Origin of the sequence: Bradyrhizobium sp. CCBAU 51765, from assembly GCF_015291725.1 — a bacterium.
Lineage (GTDB): Bacteria > Pseudomonadota > Alphaproteobacteria > Rhizobiales > Xanthobacteraceae > Bradyrhizobium > Bradyrhizobium liaoningense.
Genome location: NZ_CP030038.1, coordinates 574,052 through 592,763, shown reverse-complemented (window position 1 = coordinate 592,763; position 18,712 = coordinate 574,052). Strand labels below are relative to the sequence as shown.

The window sequence follows — 18,712 nt, the reverse complement described above, 5'->3', positions numbered from 1 at the left end:
GTGAGAGCTGAGCGCCACATGCTCAACCGTCATCGCCCGATTTAATCGGGCGATCCAGTATTCCAGAAACGTCAGTGATTGAATCGAGAGGCCGCGGCGTACCGGGTCGCCCGGTCCAGTGCGCACTTGCGCGCGAGCCGGGCGACGACAGCGATGAGGCGCGAATATCGCGCCTTACGCGCGCACGGCGGCGAAGTTAGCCGCTAAGCATACCGCCCGTGACAGTGCTTGTACTTCTTGCCTGAGCCGCATGGGCAGTCCTCGTTGCGGCCGATCTTGCCCCAGCTGGCTGGGTTCTTCGGATCGCGTAGCGACGCATCCGTGGCCGGGGCGCCGAGGGTGACGCTGGCAAGCGCCATTTCGTCCTCGCCGGTATTCGGGTCGAATTTGTGCGCCTCCATCGGCGGCAGGACGGGAGCTTCCTGCTCGGGCGGGACGATCTCGACCCGCATCAGCTGCGCCGTGACCGCCTCGCGCAAGTGAGCGCTCATCTCCTGGAAGAGATTGAAGGCTTCGGTCTTGTATTCCTGCAACGGATCGCGCTGGCCGTAGCCGCGGAGGCCAATGACCTGGCGCAGATGATCGAGCATGATCAGGTGCTCGCGCCAGAGATGGTCGAGGGTCTGGAGCAGGATGGTCTTCTCGACGTAACGCATCACGTCGGGACCCCATTGTCCGACCTTGGCCGCCATGTGCTCGTCGGCCTTGGTCTCGATGCGGTTCAGCAGCTCCTCGTCGGCGATGCCCTCTTCCTTCGCCCATTCGTCGACCGGCAGGTCGAGATCGAGCACGCGCTTCAGCTCCTCCTTCAGACCCGCGACATCCCACTGCTCGGCATAGGCATGCTCGGGCACGTGCTTGGCGACGAGGTCGTCGATGAAGGCGTGGCGCATGTCGGTGACGGTCTCGGCGACGCTCTCGTCCTTCATCAGTTCGACGCGCTGATCGAAGATCACCTTGCGCTGGTCGTTCTGGACGTTGTCGAACTTGAGGAGGTTCTTGCGGATGTCGAAGTTGCGCGCCTCGACCTTCTGCTGCGCCTTCTCCAGGGCCTTGTTGATCCAGGGATGGATGATGGCCTCGCCCTCTTGCAGGCCGAGACGCTGGAGCATGCTGTCGAGACGGTCCGAGCCGAAGATCCGCATCAAATCGTCTTCGAGCGACAGGAAGAATTTCGAGCGGCCGGGGTCGCCCTGACGGCCGGAACGGCCGCGCAGCTGGTTGTCGATGCGGCGGGATTCGTGGCGCTCGGAGCCGATGATGTAGAGGCCGCCGGGCTTCTTCACGGTCTTCGCAGGCTTGGATCCCTTCGCCGGCTCGATCTCGACGGTCTCCTCGGCCTTCAGCACGATTTCGCGGAAGCGCTCGATGTCGGCCTTGATCTGCTCGATCTTCTTCGCCTTCTCGGCCTCGTCGGTGATAGCAGCGGCCTCCTGCTGGATGCGCATCTCCAGCGAGCCGCCGAGCTTGATGTCGGTGCCGCGGCCGGCCATGTTGGTGGCGATCGTGATCGCGCCGGGCACGCCGGCTTCCGCGACGATGTAGGCCTCCTGCTCGTGGAAGCGCGCGTTCAGCACCGCGAACAGCTTTGCCTGCTTGCCGGCGCGGGCCGCGGCATAGAGCTTGTCGAGCGCGCCCTCCTTGCCGAAATCGATCTGCTTGTAGCCGTTCTTCTTCAGGAACTCGGCAAGCACCTCCGATTTCTCGATCGACGCCGTGCCGACCAGCACGGGCTGGAGCCGCGAATTGGCGCGCTCGATCTCGGCAAGAATGGCTGCGTATTTCTCCTGCTGGGTACGATAGACCTCGTCGTCCTCGTCGAGGCGCGCGACCGCCAGATTGGTCGGGATCTCCACGACCTCGAGCTTGTAGATGTCGAACAATTCGTCCGCCTCGGTCGCGGCCGTGCCGGTCATGCCCGCCAGCTTCTCGTACATGCGGAAGTAGTTCTGGAAGGTGATCGAGGCGAGCGTCTGGTTCTCGGGCTGGACCTGGACGTGCTCCTTGGCCTCCAGCGCCTGGTGCAGGCCTTCCGAATAGCGGCGGCCCGGCATCATGCGCCCGGTGAACTCGTCGATGATGACGACCTCGTTGTCGCGGACGATGTAGTCCTTGTCACGCGTGAACAGCGTGTGAGCGCGCAGGGCCTGGTTGATGTGGTGCACCACGGAGACGTTCTCGACGTCGTAGAGCGACTCGCCCTTGAGCTGGCCGGCGTCGCGCAGCAGGGTCTCGATCTTCTCCATGCCGACTTCGGTCAGCGTCACCGTGCGCTGCTTCTCGTCGACCTCGTAATCGGTCTTGTCGAGCCTGGGCAGGAAGCCGTCGATGGTGTTGTAGAAATCCGAGCGGTCGTCGAGTGGACCGGAGATGATCAACGGCGTGCGCGCCTCGTCGATCAGGATGGAGTCGACCTCGTCGACGATGGCGAAGAAGTGCGGGCGCTGGACCATGTCCTCGAGCCGGTACTTCATGTTGTCGCGCAGATAGTCGAAGCCGTATTCGTTGTTGGTGCCGTAGGTGATGTCGCAGGCATAGGCCGCCTTGCGCTCGGCATCGTCGAGGCCGTGCACGATCACGCCGGTGGTCATGCCGAGGAAGCCGTAGATCTGGCCCATCCAGCCGGAGTCGCGGCGGGCGAGGTAGTCGTTGACGGTGACGACATGGACGCCCTTGCCGGCGAGCGCATTGAGGTAGACCGCGAGCGTCGCGACCAGCGTCTTGCCTTCACCGGTCTTCATCTCGGCGATGTCGCCCTCGTGCAGCACCATGCCGCCGATCAGCTGCACGTCGAAATGACGCTGGCCGAGCGTGCGCTTGGCCGCCTCGCGCACGGTGGCGAAGGCCGGCACCAGGAGATCGTCGAGCGTCTTGCCTTCGGCGAGCTGCTTCTTGAAGTCGGCGGTGCGCGCTTTCAGCGCCTCGTCGGAGAGTTTCGAGACCTCGGGCTCCAGCGCGTTGATCGCGTTGACGCGGGACTGATATCCCTTCACCCGCCGGTCGTTGGCGGAGCCGAAAAACTTGCGGGCGAGCGCGCCGATCATGCCTAGTTCCTGTGTTCGCGATTCAACCGCGTTGCAGCCAAGAAGTTGTCACCCGCTTGCCTATCAACTCACCGTGACGCCTCGCGGCATCAGAGCCCGGACTGCGGGTTCATCCGCCATATGGGTGGGAATTGGGCAAGTCTGGGTTCAACGGCCAAAAACGCAGCAAAATAAACGCCATCGCCATGGTCGCGACCGGGCAGAGATATGGCCCGGTCAGGGCCTTGTCAACGGCGGGCGCATTGCGGCTAATTCATCATTTTGACAGACTTTTCGCGTTGCCAAGCCCCCCTGAATTGGGCGAGTGTCCGCCCCGCTCGAGCAGCCCCCTGCTTCAACATAAGGATTTTCCATGACCACCTCGTTCCCGGTAACCACCGGCCAGCGCTTCCGGCATGCGTCGGCCCTGGCTGGCAGCCTCGCCCTGGCGCTGACCCTGGCGTTCGCGGGCCCGCTCCGGGCCGCCGACGATCCGGTGCTGGCGAAGGTCAATGGGGCGGAAATCAAGAAGAGCGACGTCACCATGGCCGAGGAGGAACTCGGGCCGAGCCTCGCCCAGATGGACCCGGCGACCAAGGACGAGAACGTCCTGTCCTTCCTGATCGACATGAAGATCGTCAGCAAGGCTGCCGAAGACAAGAAGATCGCCGACAGCGAGGAGTTCAAGAAGCGCCTGGCATTCGCCCGCAACCGGCTCCTGATGGACAGCCTGCTCGCCAATGAGGGCAAGGCAGCCACCACGCCGGACGCCATGAAGAAGGTCTACGAGGAAGCCGCCAAGCAGATCACCGGCGAGCAGGAGGTGCGCGCCCGCCACATCCTGGTCGAGACCGAGGACGAGGCCAAGGCGGTGAAGGCCGAGCTCGACAAGGGCGCCGATTTCGCCGAGCTCGCCAAGAAGAAGTCCAAGGACCCGGGCTCCGCCGATGGCGGCGACCTCGGCTTCTTCACCAAGGAGCAGATGGTGCCGGAGTTCTCGGCCGTGGCGTTCTCGCTCGAGCCCGGCAAGATCTCCGACCCCGTGAAGTCGCAGTTCGGCTGGCACATCATCAAGGTTGAGGAAAAGCGCAACCGCAAGGCGCCGGATTTCGAGCAGGTCAAGGCCCAGATCGAGCAGTACGTGACCCGCAAGGCGCAGGCCGAGTATGTCGCCAAGCTGCGCACCGAAGCCAAGGTCGAGCGGCTCGACCAGCCGGCGGCGGATGCATCCAAGGACGCCAAGTCCGATGCGAAGCCGGCGGACCCTGCAAAGCCGTCCGACAGCAAGATGGCGCCGCCTGCAAAGAAGTAAATCGACTTCACTCCAGAACTTCATTAGTTTGACGTCATGCCCGGGCAAAGCGCGAAGCGCGTCTTCGCGCTAGACGTCCCGGGCATCCACGTCTTAAGACCCTCATCAACGTGTGCTGAAGGACGTGGATGGCCGGGACAAGCCCGGCCATGACGATTTCCATTTGTCCAAGGCGCCCCACGATGTCCTCTGCCGTCTCTCCCCTCGCCCCCAAAACCGTTCCTGACATGCCCGTGATCGCGGGCATCCGTCTTGCGACGGCCGAAGCCGGCATCCGCTACAAGAACCGCACCGACGTGCTGCTGGCGGTGATGGACAAGGGCACCGCCGTCGCCGGCGTTTTCACCAAGTCGAAGTGCCCCTCTGCCCCGGTGGAATGGTGCCGCGCCAAGCTGAAGGGCGGCAAGGCCCGCGCGCTCGTGGTCAATTCCGGCAATGCCAATGCCTTCACCGGCAAGACCGGCCGCGCCTCCACCGCGCTGACCGCTAAGATCGCCGCCAAGGCGGTCGGGTGCAGCGAGAGCGAGATCTTCCTCGCCTCGACCGGCGTGATCGGCGAGCCGCTGGATGCGACCAAGTTCGACGGCGTGCTCGGCCGCCTCGCCGAGACCGCCGAGCCCGGCGACTATCTCGCCGCGGCCAAGGCGATCATGACCACCGACACATTCCCGAAAGTCGCGACCGCGACGGTCAAGCTCGGCAAGGCCAGGGTCACCATCAACGGCATGGCCAAGGGCGCCGGCATGATCGCCCCCGACATGGCGACGATGCTGTCGTTCATCTTCACCGACGCCCCGATCGCGCCCGCAGCCCTGCAGGCGCTGCTCAAGAGCGGCGTGGAGGATACTTTCAACGCGGTGACGATCGACGGCGACACGTCGACGTCGGATACGCTGCTGGCCTTTGCGACCGGCGCCGCCGCCGGGCAAGGCGCACCGAAGATCAGCCGCGCCAGCGATCCGCGCCTGAAGGCCTTCGTCAAAGCCTTCAACCAAGTGCTCGCCAGCCTCGCCGAGCAGGTGGCGCGCGACGGCGAAGGCGCGCGCAAGCTGGTCGAGATCACGGTCGAGGGCGCCAAGACCAAGGCCTCGGCGCGCAAGATCGCGATGTCGATCGCCAACTCGCCGCTGGTGAAGACCGCGATCGCGGGCGAGGACGCCAATTGGGGACGCGTGGTGATGGCGGTCGGCAAGGCCGGCGAGCCTGCCGATCGCGACAAGCTCTCGATATCGTTCAACGGCATCCGTGTCGCCAAGAGCGGCGCGCGCGATCCTGACTATGACGAAGCGCAGGTGTCGGAAGCGATGAAGGCGCCGGAGATCGCGATCAAGGTCTCGCTCGGCCTCGGCAAGGGCCGCGACCGCGTGCTGACCTGCGACCTCACCAAGGAATACGTCGCGATCAACGGGGATTACAGGTCCTGATCGGATGGCCGAACTGAAGCTCACCCTCGTCGTGGCCTGCGCGCTGGTCGATGCCGACAAGCGCATCCTGATCGCGCAACGTCCCGAGGGCAAGCAGCTGGCCGGCCTCTGGGAATTTCCCGGCGGCAAGCTCGAGCCGGGCGAGCGGCCGGAGCAGAGCCTGATCCGCGAGCTCCATGAGGAGCTCGGCATCACCGTCGCCGAGCCATGCCTCGCGCCGCTGACCTTCGCCAGCTACGGCTACGAGACCTTTCACCTCCTGATGCCGCTCTACATCTGCCGGCGCTGGGAGGGCCTGGTGACGCCGCGCGAAGGGCAAAACCTCGCCTGGGTCCGCGCCAACAAGCTGCGCGACTATCCGATGCCGCCGGCGGACATTCCGCTGATCCCGCATCTGATCGATCTGCTGATGTGAGTTGCACCGTGCCCGGACGCGCTGCAGCGCTCCTTTAGCGGTGCGCTGCAGCGGTCCGGGACACGTGTCACTCCCTCCCGGCCTTCTTCACTGCCTCTGCGAGGCTCGCCTTGGCCGATCCCGGCTTCAGCGGCTGCTGCTGGCTCGCATGCGGGGCCCAGCCGGACAGCCAGACGACGTCGAACGTCGCACGGATGCGGCCGTCGGCATCGGCAAAGCGCTCCGTGTAGATTTCGGCCATCCGCAGCATCGTCGCGCGCCGGCTCGGTGTGCGGCGTCGTTCGATCAGCACGTTGGCCGCGCCCATGCGGCGGAGATCCTGCATCAAGGCGAACGCATTGGCATAGCGCACCACGACGCGGTCGACGTCGGTGACCGGCAGCGCGAAGCCCGCCCGCTGCAACAGAGCGCCGATGTCGCGCAGGTCGGCGAACGGCGCCACGCGCGGCGACACGCCGCCCTCGCATTCGGCTTCCGCCGCGGCAAAGGCCTGCCGCAGCTCGGTCAGGCTGTCGCCGCCGATCATCGCCGCGAGCAGCAGGCCGTCCGGCTTCAGCGCGCGACGGACCTGCGCCAGCACGCCCGGCAGGTCGTTGACGAATTGCAATGCCAGAGCCGAGACGACGAGATCGAGGCTTTCCGGCGCGAAGGGCAGTGTCTCCGCGCCCGTCGCATCGGGTGCAATCCGCGCGATTGTCGGAAGCCGCGTGCGCAACGCCGCGAGCCCGTCGCCGGGCGTCCAGAGATCGGCCGGAGCGTGAAACTCGCGCATCACCGCAGCCAGCCGGTCGGACATGTCCTCGGCCACGCGATCGAGCAGGAATGTCACCTCGCCCAGCGCCTGCGCGCGCCGCTGCCGCGCGTGCAGCAACGCACGATCGAACAAAGCGGGCGGGGTTTGCGGGGTCTGAGCCATGCCGCTGGTTACGCCGATCAGGCTGGCCATGGCAATCACTCTCGTGTCCCGGACGCGCTGCAGCGCTCTTTAGCGCTGCTGCGCTGCGCGCCGGGGCACGAGATGATGGCTTGAGCAATCTATGGTGCAACGCTAGCCTTCTCTCATGGACGCCGACGCCGCCCCCACCCGCTCGATCGCCGCGCCGCTGCGGGCCGCGTGGACGGCTGGCCGCCACGTGGTGTCGCGCGCGGCGCGGCTCGCACTCGACATCGCGCTGCCGACGCAGTGCGTATCCTGCCACGAGCCGGTCGACGGCGAGGGCGTTTGCGCGGCGTGCTGGGCGCGGCTGTCGTTCATCGAGCGGCCCTATTGCCCGAGGCTCGGCATCCCCTTCGTCTATGACCCCGGCCCCGACATGCTGTCGATGGAGGCGATCGCGAGCCCACCGGCCTACCAGCGCGCGCGGGCGGCGGTGCGTTACGACGACGTCGCCCGCACGCTGGTGCATGCGCTGAAATACCAGGACCGCACCGATCTGGCGCCTGCCATGGGCCGCTGGATGGCGCGCGCGGGCGGCGAGCTGCTCGCCGGCGCCGACGTGCTGGTGCCGGTGCCCCTGCACTGGCGGCGGGCCTGGCGCCGCCGCTACAACCAGTCCGGGGCGCTCGCGCGTGTCATCGCGCGCCAGAGCGGCGTCAAGGTGCAGAGCGAGGTGCTGCGCCGGGTGCGCGCCACCGAGCAGCAGATCGGCCTGTCGCGCGCCCAGCGCGCCACCAATGTGCAGGGCGCATTCCAGGTATCTCCCGACCGTCAGGCCGAGATTCAGGGCCGCCGCATTGTCCTGATCGACGATGTCCTGACGTCGGGGGCGACGCTGGATGCCTGCGCGCGGGTCCTGCTGCGCGCCAAAGCGGCCCAGGTCGACGTGCTGGTCTTCGCCCGGGTTGTCGAAAGCGGCCCCCGTCCCATATAGTTCAATGAATTCATGACATGAGAGCGCCAGACGAATGACTGCTGCTGTCGAGATCTACACCCGGCCGGGCTGCGGCTATTGTTCCGCCGCCAAGTCCCTGCTGACCCGCAAGAAGGCGACCTTCACCGAATTCGACGTCGCCAAGAACCCGTCCTGGCGCCAGGAAATGTACGGCCGCGCCGGCCAAGGTTCGACTTTCCCGCAGATCTGGATCGGCGGCACCCATGTCGGCGGCTGCGACGAACTCTATGCGCTCGACCGCGACGGCAAGCTCGACGGCCTGCTCGAGAGCGTCAAGGCGGTCTCATGAGCGAGAATCGCACCTTCACCGCGGCCATGGTGCAGATGCGCACCGGCCTGATGCCCGAGCCGAGCCTCGAACAGGCAACGAAACTGATCCGGCAGGCTGCGGCCAACGGCGCCGACTACGTGCAGACGCCCGAAGTCAGCAACATGATGCAGCTGAACCGCAAGGCATTGTTCGAGCATCTGCAGAGTGAAGAGGACGACGCTTCGCTGAAGGCCTACCGCGCGCTCGCGGCGGAATTGAAGATTCATCTCCATGTCGGCTCGCTGGCGCTGCGCTTCTCGCCGGAGAAGGCGGTCAACCGGTCCTTCCTGATCGGGCCCGAGGGCGATGTGCTCGCGAGCTACGACAAGATCCACATGTTCGACATCGAGCTGCCGGACGGCGAGAGCTATCGCGAATCCGCCAATTACCAGCCGGGCGAGACCGCCGTGATCTCCGATCTGCCCTGGGGCCGCGTGGGCTTGACGATCTGCTACGATGTGCGCTTCCCGGCACTTTACCGCGCGCTCGCCGAGAGCGGCGCGTATTTCATCACGGTGCCGTCGGCCTTCACCCGCAAGACCGGCGAAGCGCATTGGCACGTGCTGCTGCGCGCACGCGCGATCGAGACCGGCTGCTTCGTCTTCGCCGCGGCCCAGGCCGGCCTGCACGAGAACAAGCGCGAGACTTACGGCCATTCGCTGATCATCGATCCCTGGGGCGATATCCTCGCCGAGGGCGACGTCGAGCCCGGCATCATCATGGCCAGGATCGATCCGGCCAGGGTCGAGACCGCCCGCCGGGCGATTCCCTCGCTCCAGCACGGCCGCCGCTTCGGCGTCTCCGATCCCAAGGCGGGGCCCGACCATTTGCACCTCGTGCGGGGCTCGGCATGATCCGCTACGCCCTTCGCTGCGACCGGGACCACGCCTTCGAGAGCTGGTTCCAGAGCTCGTCGGCCTATGATTCGCAGGTGAAGCGGAAGCTCGTGACCTGCCCGATCTGCGGCTCGGCCAAGGTCGAGAAGGCGATCATGGCGCCACGCATCGTCGGCAAGAAGGGCCGTGGCCGCGCGACGCCCCCGCCGGAGCCGGTCGCCGCGGCCACGACGCCCGATGCTGCTCCGTCAGGACCGACCTCGCTGCTGATGGCGCAGGAGCGCGAGCTGCGCGCCAAGCTCAAGGAGCTGCGCGATCATATCGTCAAGAACGCCGACAATGTCGGCGAGCGCTTTGCCAACGAGGCTCGCGCGATGCACTACGGCGACAAGGAGCACCGTCCGATCTATGGCGAAGCCTCGCCGGAAGAGGCGAAGTCGCTGATCGACGAAGGCATCGAAGTCTCGCCGCTGCCGACGCTCCCGGAAGACCGGAACTGACGCGCGGAGCGCGTCATGCCGGGATGGTCCGAAGGACCAGACCCGGGATCTCGAGATTCCGGGTTCGATGCTGCGCATCGCCCCGGAATGACTGCTACACTCCCACCAGCACTGCCACGCCGACCACGATCAGCGCGATCCCTGCGAGCTCGCGCGGCGCGATCGGCTGCTTGAACGAGTAGTAGGCCACGGCCTGCGCGAACAGCACCTCGATCAAAGCAAGCGTGCGGACATTGGCGGCCGCCGTCAACGCGAACGCCAGGAACCAGAATTGCGAGGCGAAGGCGCCCGTGAAGCCGGCGAGCATCGACGGCCGCCATAATCCCAGGATTCCCCGCAATACGTCCGGCGCGCGTAGAAGCAGATAGATCGTCAGCACCAGCGTCTGCACGAACAGGCCGAGCACCAGCGTGAACGAGGAAGCCGTCACGAACGACACGTTCGGCACCGTGATGATCGCGCCGCGAAAACCGACTGCGGACAACGCGAACGCCGCAGCGGCAACGAGGCCGGTGATGGTCGGCTTCAGTTCGGCAAAGCTCTTCTCGCCGCCCGGCCGCAGCGCAGTGATGACGACGCCGACGGTCGCGATCACGATCGCGAGCACCTTGAGCCAGGTGAGGTGATCGCCGAGGAAGACGAAGCCAAAGATCGCGGTCTGGATCGCTTCCGTCTTCAGATACGCCGTCGTCACCACGAAGGAGCGGTCGTTCATCGCGAGCAGCATCAGGCCGGTGGCGACGATCTGGCTGAGCGCCCCTAACAGCAGCCAGGGCCAGAACACGCTCGGCGGCATGCTCAGATGATCGCCGGTCGCAAGCAGCACTACGGCGAGGAACAGCACCGAGAATGGAAAGCCGAACAGGAAGCGGATATTGGTCGCACCCCAGGTCCCCAGCGGCTTCGTCAACGACCGCTGCATCGCATTGCGCGCGACCTGGCCGAGCGCAGCAACGATGGTGAAGGGAATCCAGAGGCTGGTGACGGTGAGCATTGGGGGGTGCGTTAGCAGGAAAAGATGCGGCCAACCTGCAAGCTGCGGCTTGATCGGTCAACCGCATGGGGGTCATGGGTGCGATGCTCTCGCCACAAACTCCGTCGTCGTCCCTGCGAACGCAGGGACCCATAACCCCAGGGAGAAGTTTTTGCGGTAGCTGCCAAGCCGAGCATCCAACACCGTCCGCCTCCGATAGATTCCGCGGTATGGGTCCCTGCGTTCGCAGGGACGACAGTGGGGGCTTGGCACGGACCTTTCGTATCAAACCAAGAGATCGCTCAGATCACGCCACTCCGGATTATCCCGCTCGATCAGCTCGATTTTCCAGTCGCGCTTCCAGCGCTTGAGCTGCTTTTCGCGGGCGATCGCCTCGTCCGCCCGCTCGTAGGTCTCGATGTAGACGAGGCGGTGCACGCCATAGCGCTTGACGAACTCCGAGCCTTTACTGCGCGATGCTCTTCCAGGCGTTTCTGGAGCGAGTTGGTGATGCCGATGTAAAGCGTGCCGCGATGGCGGCTGGCGAGGATGTAGACGTAGTACATACTCGGAGCGCCTGTCTTTGCTAACCACGGGGGCCTGTGGTTATGGATCCCTGCGTTCGCATGGACGACGCCGTTTGTGGAGAGGCAGCTCGCATCCTGCTGCCGCCCTCATACCATCCCTTCCGCGACCACCATGTAGTTCACGTCCATGTCGGACGAGAGCGACCATTTGTCGGCGAAGGGTGAGTAGACCACGCCGGTCTGCTCGGTGATGACGAGGCGGTTGTCGAGCAGGTGTTTCGCGAGTTCGTCGGGGGTGACGAACTTGTTCCATTCATGGGTGCCGCGCGGCAGCCAGCGTAGCACGTATTCGGCGCCGACGATCGCGAGCGCGAAGCTCTTCCAGTTGCGGTTCAGCGTCGAGACCACCATGAGCCCGTTCGGCTTCAGCATCGCGGCGCAGCGCTTCAGGAAGACGCCGACGTCGGTGACGTGCTCGACCACCTCCATCGCCAGCACGATGTCGAAGCGCTCGCGCGGGTCGATCTCCTCCACCGTGGTGCAGCGATAGTCGATGGCAAGATGGCTCTTGTCGGCGTGCAGCTTTGCGGCCGCGATGTTGCTCTGGGAAGGATCGATGCCGATGACCTGTGCGCCCAGCCGCGACAGCGGCTCGCACAAGAGGCCGGCGCCGCAGCCGATGTCGAGCACGCGCAAGGACCCGAGGCAATTCAGGCTGCGCACGTTGCGCTCGAACTTGCGGCAGGCGGCATCGCGGATATAGCCGAGCCGCAGCGGGTTGATCCGGTGCAGCGGCGCCATATTGCCCTTGGGGTCCCACCACTCCGCGGAGAGCTTTGAGAATTTCGCGATCTCGGCGGCGTCGACGGTGGAGCCCGGCTGGGCGGAAAGGGAAGTATTTTGCTGCATGCTCATGGTTGCGCGCGGTCCTACCGCGTGGTGATCGAACTACGGAAGGCGAGCGGCGAGGCGATGGTCCTGATCGTCTCGATGCCCTCGCCGACGCCGCGAATCGTTACGTCGCCGTAGTTGAGAATACGTCCAAGAATGGACTGGTCGACGTCGACGCTCTCGACCTTGTCCAGCGCCATCTCGAAGGTTCGGCGCTTGATGAAACCGGTCTTGTGCACGACCCTGAGATTGGTGACGTCGGTCTCGGTGGTGAAGCGATGGAACCAGCCCTTGATGGTCCAATACAAGGCCGCCAGAGCCACGAGACCCGAGGCGACCAGGCAAAGCAGGACGAGCCAGTCGGCGGTGGCCTGCCGGGACAGCACGAACAGGGCCAGCGCCACGATCCAGGCCACGATGGCCGGAAAGTAGAAGATCCAGTGCGCATTGGTCGAATACAGCACCCGCTCGCCCGGTTGCAGGATCTCGTCGATATAGCGCGCCATGATCTCGGTTAACCTACTTCCCCCGCGCCCTGCCCCCGCAGGAACCCGCTTGCCCCCGGCCCCGCCGCTATGTATACGCGCGTCGGTGTCCGCGAGGCACCCGTCCAATCGCGGGTCACCATACTGATCCTTATGAAGGAATGCACGCGTCGTCATGAGCCGCCTCGTGATGAAATTCGGCGGCACGTCCGTCGCCAACATCGAACGTATCCGCAACGTCGCACGCCATGTGAAGCGTGAGGTCGATGCCGGCCATGAAGTGGCCGTGGTCGTCTCGGCGATGGCCGGCAAGACCAACGAGCTGGTCGCCTGGTGCACCGAGGCCTCGCCGATGCACGACGCGCGCGAATACGACGCCGTGGTCGCCTCGGGCGAACAGGTGACGTCGGGCCTTCTTGCCATCGTGCTCCAGGGCATGGGCATCCAGGCCCGCTCCTGGCAGGGCTGGCAGATTCCGATCAAGACCAGCGACGCCCATGCCTCGGCGCGGATCGAGGACATCGACGGCAGCGAGATCATCAAGCGCTTTAGGGAGCGCAAGGAGGTCGCGGTCGTCGCCGGCTTCCAGGGCATCAATCCCGAGACCAACCGCATCACCACGCTCGGCCGCGGCGGCTCCGACACCTCGGCCGTGGCGATCGCCGCCGCCGTCAAGGCGGACCGCTGCGACATCTATACCGACGTCGACGGCGTCTACACCACCGACCCGCGAATCGTGCCGAAGGCCAAGAGGCTCGACAAGATCGCGTTCGAAGACATGTTGGAACTGGCCTCGCAGGGCGCCAAGGTGCTCCAGGTCCGCTCGGTGGAACTCGGCATGGTCCACAACATGCCGATCTTCGTCCGCTCGAGCTTCGACAAGCCCGAGGATATCGACCCGCATGCCAACCAGCCGCCCGGCACGCTGATCTGCAGCGAGGAGGAGATCATGGAAAGCCACGTCGTCACCGGCATCGCCTTTTCGAAGGACGAGGCCCAGATCTCGGTGCGCCAGATCGAGGACAAGCCCGGCGTCGCGGCCTCGATCTTCGGCCCGCTGGCGGATGCCAACATCAACGTCGACATGATCGTGCAGAATGTTTCCGAGGACGGCAAGACCACCGACCTCACCTTCACGGTGCCCGCCGCCGACTATACCCGCGCCAAGGATACGATTACCGCTGCCAAGGCCAAGATTGGCTATGCGCGGCTCGATACCGCCACCGACGTCGCCAAGATCTCGGTGATCGGCAGCGGCATGCGCAGCCATGCCGGCGTCGCCGCCCAGGCGTTCTCGGCCCTCGCCGGGCGGAACATCAACATCCGGGCCATTACAACCTCCGAGATCAAATTCTCGGTTCTGATCGATGCCGCCTATACCGAGCTGGCGGTGCGCACCCTGCATACGCTCTACGGCCTCGATCAGGCTTAAAGCGCGCCCCGCCGGAAGACCGCTTCGCGCTTTTCCGGACCATGCCCGGGCTAATTTTCTCTTAGCGGTCGCAGCAAACGCTTGGGTGTACACACCTTCGCGTTTGGCAGGCGTTTTGCTTGGCAAAACAAGCCTCAATTCGCTATACGGCGGACAGGGTGGGCTGCCGCAGACTGTGTCCCAGTTCAGGCGGCGCTGATTCGGTACAATCGCTAAATCTCAAGTAGATTTGGACTTGTGCCTGCGCCGGACAAACAATTCGGTTGTTTTTCTGGAATTTTGGGCCAGCCGCCGGCGGATACCGCCGGGCCCGGCAGACGGAGGAGATTGACGGTTCATGCGGAGCGCGTCGGGAGGTCCCCGCGTCTTATTGAGACGGCTCCGCGAAACCATGGCGGAGCAGGTCTCGGCCCAGGAGCGGCTGGACAAGATCGTGGTGCTGATCGCCGCCAACATGGTGGCCGAGGTGTGCTCGGTCTACGTGCTGCGCATCGACAACACGCTCGAGCTCTACGCCACTGAAGGTCTCAATCGCGAGGCGGTGCACCATACGGTGCTCAGCGCCCATGAGGGCCTGGTCGGCCTCGTCGCCAGCGAGGCGACGCCGCTCAATTTGAGCGATGCGCAGAGCCACCCGGCCTTCTCGTTCCGCCCCGAGACCGGCGAAGAGATCTACCACTCCTTCCTCGGCGTGCCGATCCTGCGCGCCGGCAACACGCTCGGCGTGCTGGTGGTGCAGAACCGCGCCAAGCGCAACTATGTCGAGGAGGAGCTCGAGGCACTCCAGACCACCGCGATGGTGCTGGCCGAGCTGATCGCCTCGGGCGAGCTGTCCGCGCTGGCCCAGCCGGGCCAGGAGCCTGCGGCGCGCCATTCCGCGCAGAAGGTCGGCGCGATTCTGTCCGAGGGGATCGCGCTCGGCCATGTCGTGCTGCACGAGCCCCGCGTCGTCATCAAGGACTACATCGCCGAGGATCTGCCGAAGGAGATCAAGCGGCTGGACACCGCGCTCGCCAAGCTGCGCGCCGACCTCGACCGCATGCTGGAGCGCGGCGACGTCGCCGACGGCGGCGAGCATCGCGAGGTGCTGGAAGCCTACCGCATGTTCGCCAACGACCAGGGCTGGTCGCACAAGCTGCACGAAGCGGTCGCCACCGGCCTCACCGCGGAAGCCGCCGTCGAGCGCGTGCAATCCGACACCCGCGCGCGCATGCTGCGCTCGACCGATCCCTACTTGCGCGACCGCCTGCACGACCTGGAAGACCTCGGCTACCGCCTGATGCGGCAGCTGGTCGGCCAGGATCACGCGCCGTCGCGCGAACAACTGCCCGACAATGCCATCGTCATCGCCCGCGCGATGGGCCCGGCGGCGCTGCTCGACTACGACCGCAAGCGTCTGCGCGGCATCGTGCTGGAGGAAGGCACTGCCAATTCGCACGTCTCGATCGTGGCGCGCGCGCTCGGCATTCCCGCGGTCGGCGAAGTGCCGAACGCACCCGGCATCGCCGATCCCGGCGATGCCATCATCGTCGATGGGACCTCGGGCTCGATCTATGTGCGCCCGTCGCAAGAGATCGAGGCCGCCTTCGCCGAGCGCGTGCGCTTCCGCGCCCGCCGCCAGGCCCAGTATCTGGCGCTGCGCGACCGGCCCTGCGTCACCAAGGACGGCCAGAAGGTCGAGCTGATGATCAACGCAGGGCTGGCCATCGACCTGCCGCATATCGAGGACACCGGCAGCGCCGGCATCGGCCTGTTCCGCACCGAGCTGCAATTCATGGTCGGCCAGAGCCTGCCGCGCACCAGCGACCAGCTCGCGCTCTATCGCACCGTGCTGGACGCGGCCGGCAGCAAGCCCGTCACCTTCCGCACCCTCGACATCGGCGGCGACAAGGCGCTGCCCTATATGGAAGCCGTGATCGAGGAAAATCCCGCGCTCGGCTGGCGCGCGATCCGGCTCGGGCTGGATCGTCCCGGCCTGCTGCGCGGCCAGATCCGCGCGCTGCTGCGCGCCGGCGGCGGCCGCGCGCTGCGCATCATGTTCCCGATGATCTCGGAGGTCGCCGAATTCGATGCGGCCAAGGCATTGGTCGAGCGCGAGCTGACATATCTGCGCCAGCACGGCCACACGCTGCCTGAACGAATCGACATCGGCACCATGGTCGAGGTGCCGGCCCTGCTCTACCAGCTCGACGAGCTCCTGAAGAAGGTCGATTTCATCTCCGTCGGCTCGAACGATCTGTTCCAGTTCCTGTTCGCGGTCGATCGCGGCAATGCCAAGGTGTCCGAACGCTTCGACACCATGTCGGCGCCGATCCTGCGCGCGCTGCGCGACATCGCACGCAATGCGCACGCGGCGAAGAAGTCGCTCTCGCTGTGCGGCGAGATGGCATCGAAGCCGATCGGCGCGCTGGCGCTGATCGCGCTGGGCTATCGCTCGCTGTCGCTCTCGGCGACTGCGCTCGGCCCGGTCAAGGCGATGGTGCTCGACCTCGACGCCAAGAAGGCCGAGGCGATGCTTGGCCCGCTCTTGGACGCGCCGGCCGGCAGCGTCTCGATCCGGCAGAAGCTGACGGAATTTGCCGAGGCCGAAGGCCTGGCCTTGTAGCGGGCCTGTCGCCGCGTCCTGTCGCCTCGCCTCTTGCCGCTATTGAGACTGAACCGATGTCGTCACTCCCCGAAGCCAAACTGGACGTCCTGCTCGCGCATCACGCCTCGCTCGAGGCCGAATCGCTCGGACAGCTCACCTCCGAGCGCTATGTGCAGATCACGCGCGAGCTCGCCGAGATCACCCCGCTGGTGGAGGCGGTGAAGGCCTATCGCTCGGCCGTCAAGGAGTTCGCGGATACCGAGGCGCTGATCGCCGATCCCGCGACCGATGCCGAGATGCGCAGCATGGCAGAGGCCGAACGCGACGAGCTGACGCCAAAGATCGAGGAGCTGGTCCAGAAGATCCGCATCGCGCTGTTGCCGAAGGACGCCATGGACGACCGCAACGTGGTGCTGGAAATCCGTGCCGGTACCGGCGGCGACGAAGCTTCGCTGTTCGCCGGTGACCTGTTCCGAATGTACGAGCGCTTTGCCAGCCTTCAGGGCTGGAAGGTCGAGGTGATCTCGGCCAGCGAAGGCACCGTCGGCGGCTACAAGGAAATCATCGCGGAGGTGCAGGGCCGCGGCGCGTTCTCGAAGCTGAAGTTCGAGTCCGGCGTGCACCGCGTGCAGCGCGTGCCCGACACCGAAACGCAGGGACGCATCCACACCTCCGCCGCGACGGTGGCCGTGCTGCCGGAGGTCGAGGACGTCGACGTCGACATCAAGAACGATGACCTGCGGATCGAGACCATGCGCGCGCAAGGAGCGGGCGGCCAGCACGTCAACAAGACCGAATCGGCGATCCGCATCACCCACATCCCGACCGGTATCGTGGTGATGATGCAGGACAGCCGCTCGCAGCACAAGAACCGCGCCTCCGCCATGAACATCCTGCGCTCGCGCATCTACGACGCCGAGCGGCAACGCGTCGACGCCGCACGCTCCGCCGAGCGCAAGGAGAAGGTCGGCTCGGGGGACCGCTCCGAGCGCATCCGCACCTATAATTTTCCGCAAGGGCGCGTCACCGATCACCGCATCAACCTCACGCTCTACAAGCTGCCGCAGGTGATCGCGGGTGAAGCCCTGGGCGAATTGATCGACGCACTGACGACGGAGCACCAGGCCGCACAGCTCGCTGCGCAAGGTGCGGCGGCGGCCTGAGGCGTGAGCAACCCCTTCACCGGACAATCCATCGAGGGTGCGCGGCGCACGCTTGCTGCGCTGTTGAGATCGGCACAGCTCGACGAAGCCGAGCTCGACGCCCGCATCCTGATCGGTGCGGTGCTCGGTCTCGACCTCACCGGCCTGGTCGCGCAGGCTGCCCGTCCCCTCACCGCGGCCGAAGCATCGCGGCTCGCGCAGCATGCGCAGCGCCGCATCGCCGGCGAGCCGGTGGCGCGCATCCTCGGAACACGCGAGTTCTGGGGCCTGCCATTTCGCTTGTCGGAAGCAACCCTGGTCCCGCGCCCCGATACCGAGACCGTGGTCGAGCTTGCACTCGAGATATTTCGCGAGCGGCAGGCGTCTCATCCGCCGCGTATCGCCGACATCGGCACCGGATCCGGCGCGATCCTGCTCGCGCTGCTGCACGAAATTCCGGATGCTTTCGGCGTCGGCACCGATCTCAGCCAGAACGCGCTCAGAACCGCCAGGGACAATGCCGCCGCGCTCGGCCTCGCCGACCGCGCCACCTTCGTCGCCTGCTCCTACGCCGCTGCGCTCCGCGGCCCGTTTGATCTCATCGTCTCGAATCCGCCCTATATTCCCTCGGCCGAGATTCCGAAACTAAGCATCGAGGTGCGCGGGCACGATCCGCATCTGGCGCTCGACGGGGGCAATGACGGATATGACGCCTACCGCGCGCTGATCCCCCAGGCGGCCGAACGGCTCGCGCCCGGCGGTGCGGTGATCGTCGAGGCCGGACAGGGCCAGGCCGAAAATATTGAAACCTTGATGAGGGGCGCCGCGTTATCAATTGACCGGCCGCCCAAGGCCGACCTGGCGGGCATTCCGCGGGCCGTTTCGGCCCGAAAAATGCCCCCATAAAAGCCGGATTGGGCTGCAAAAACCTCTTGGAATATCGCCTGGGAACGACTACGTTCC

At 65.6% G+C, this 18,712-nt stretch carries 16 protein-coding genes and 1 pseudogene; 11 read left to right on the top strand and 6 right to left on the bottom strand.

Features of this window, described 5'->3' with window-relative positions; translation table 11 throughout:
- Positions 1–203: 203 nt before the first annotated feature.
- Positions 204–3,044 (bottom strand): preprotein translocase subunit SecA, encoded by a 2,841-nt coding sequence (gene secA / locus XH96_RS02765; protein ID WP_194390953.1) that lies wholly within the window; start codon positions 3,042–3,044, stop codon positions 204–206.
- A gap of 352 nt (positions 3,045–3,396) precedes the next feature.
- Between secA and XH96_RS02760 the strand changes: the two genes are divergently transcribed.
- From XH96_RS02760 to XH96_RS02750, 3 genes are all read left to right on the top strand, one after another.
- Positions 3,397–4,335, top strand: coding sequence for a peptidylprolyl isomerase (locus XH96_RS02760; protein WP_194390952.1), 939 nt, complete (start codon positions 3,397–3,399; stop codon positions 4,333–4,335).
- A gap of 182 nt (positions 4,336–4,517) precedes the next feature.
- A complete protein-coding gene (argJ, locus tag XH96_RS02755) occupies positions 4,518–5,759 on the top strand; it encodes a bifunctional glutamate N-acetyltransferase/amino-acid acetyltransferase ArgJ (protein ID WP_194390951.1) in 1,242 nt (413 codons plus the stop codon).
- Between the two features lie 4 nt (positions 5,760–5,763).
- Positions 5,764–6,174: a (deoxy)nucleoside triphosphate pyrophosphohydrolase gene (locus tag XH96_RS02750; protein ID WP_028177460.1), complete on the top strand. Its 411-nt coding sequence runs from the start codon at positions 5,764–5,766 to the stop codon at positions 6,172–6,174.
- A gap of 67 nt (positions 6,175–6,241) precedes the next feature.
- Here XH96_RS02750 and XH96_RS02745 read toward each other — a convergent pair whose 3' ends face one another.
- Positions 6,242–7,120 (bottom strand): methyltransferase domain-containing protein, encoded by an 879-nt coding sequence (locus XH96_RS02745; protein ID WP_194390950.1) that lies wholly within the window; start codon positions 7,118–7,120, stop codon positions 6,242–6,244.
- A gap of 115 nt (positions 7,121–7,235) precedes the next feature.
- Here XH96_RS02745 and XH96_RS02740 point away from each other — a divergent pair, with 115 nt between their 5' ends.
- The 4 genes from XH96_RS02740 to XH96_RS02725 are packed head-to-tail and all read left to right on the top strand — an operon-like array spanning position 7,236 to position 9,712.
- Positions 7,236–8,045, top strand: a complete 810-nt coding sequence (locus tag XH96_RS02740) for a ComF family protein (RefSeq protein WP_194390949.1) — start codon at positions 7,236–7,238, stop codon at positions 8,043–8,045.
- A 34-nt stretch (positions 8,046–8,079) separates the two neighbouring features.
- The gene (grxC, locus tag XH96_RS02735) at positions 8,080–8,355 is read left to right on the top strand and encodes a glutaredoxin 3 (protein WP_194390948.1); all 276 of its coding nucleotides are present in this window, start codon (positions 8,080–8,082) and stop codon (positions 8,353–8,355) included.
- A complete protein-coding gene (locus XH96_RS02730) occupies positions 8,352–9,230 on the top strand; it encodes a carbon-nitrogen hydrolase family protein (protein ID WP_194390947.1) in 879 nt (292 codons plus the stop codon). Before grxC ends, XH96_RS02730 begins: the two co-directional genes overlap by 4 nt.
- Positions 9,227–9,712 carry a DUF1178 family protein gene (locus XH96_RS02725; protein ID WP_194390946.1) on the top strand — a complete coding sequence of 162 codons (486 nt, stop codon included), beginning with the start codon at positions 9,227–9,229 and terminating at the stop codon, positions 9,710–9,712. The genes XH96_RS02730 and XH96_RS02725 overlap by 4 nt, the downstream gene beginning before the upstream one ends.
- 94 nt (positions 9,713–9,806) lie before the next feature.
- On the opposite strand, the gene XH96_RS02720 is transcribed toward XH96_RS02725, so the two are convergent.
- The 4 genes and pseudogenes from XH96_RS02720 to XH96_RS02705 form a co-directional block, all read right to left on the bottom strand.
- Entirely contained in the window at positions 9,807–10,706 is a 900-nt protein-coding gene (locus tag XH96_RS02720) for an EamA family transporter (RefSeq protein WP_194390945.1), read from the bottom strand.
- 264 nt (positions 10,707–10,970) lie between these two features.
- Positions 10,971–11,251 (bottom strand): annotated as a pseudogene (locus XH96_RS02715) (GIY-YIG nuclease family protein).
- A 108-nt stretch (positions 11,252–11,359) separates the two neighbouring features.
- Entirely contained in the window at positions 11,360–12,127 is a 768-nt protein-coding gene (ubiG, locus tag XH96_RS02710) for a bifunctional 2-polyprenyl-6-hydroxyphenol methylase/3-demethylubiquinol 3-O-methyltransferase UbiG (protein WP_194390944.1), read from the bottom strand.
- Between the two features lie 14 nt (positions 12,128–12,141).
- The gene (locus XH96_RS02705; RefSeq protein WP_194390943.1) at positions 12,142–12,609 is read right to left on the bottom strand and encodes a PH domain-containing protein; all 468 of its coding nucleotides are present in this window, start codon (positions 12,607–12,609) and stop codon (positions 12,142–12,144) included.
- Between the two features lie 154 nt (positions 12,610–12,763).
- Between XH96_RS02705 and XH96_RS02700 the strand changes: the two genes are divergently transcribed.
- The 4 genes from XH96_RS02700 to prmC all read left to right on the top strand — a co-directional run bounded on the left by XH96_RS02700 (position 12,764) and on the right by prmC (position 18,655).
- Entirely contained in the window at positions 12,764–14,020 is a 1,257-nt protein-coding gene (locus XH96_RS02700) for an aspartate kinase (protein ID WP_194390942.1), read from the top strand.
- A gap of 337 nt (positions 14,021–14,357) precedes the next feature.
- Positions 14,358–16,625 (top strand): phosphoenolpyruvate--protein phosphotransferase, encoded by a 2,268-nt coding sequence (gene ptsP, locus XH96_RS02695; protein ID WP_194390941.1) that lies wholly within the window; start codon positions 14,358–14,360, stop codon positions 16,623–16,625.
- Between the two features lie 56 nt (positions 16,626–16,681).
- On the top strand, positions 16,682–17,770 hold the full coding sequence (prfA, locus tag XH96_RS02690; protein ID WP_194390940.1) for a peptide chain release factor 1: 1,089 nt from the start codon (positions 16,682–16,684) through the stop codon (positions 17,768–17,770).
- Between the two features lie 3 nt (positions 17,771–17,773).
- Positions 17,774–18,655 carry a peptide chain release factor N(5)-glutamine methyltransferase gene (gene prmC, locus XH96_RS02685; protein ID WP_194390939.1) on the top strand — a complete coding sequence of 294 codons (882 nt, stop codon included), beginning with the start codon at positions 17,774–17,776 and terminating at the stop codon, positions 18,653–18,655.
- Positions 18,656–18,712: the final 57 nt, after the last annotated feature.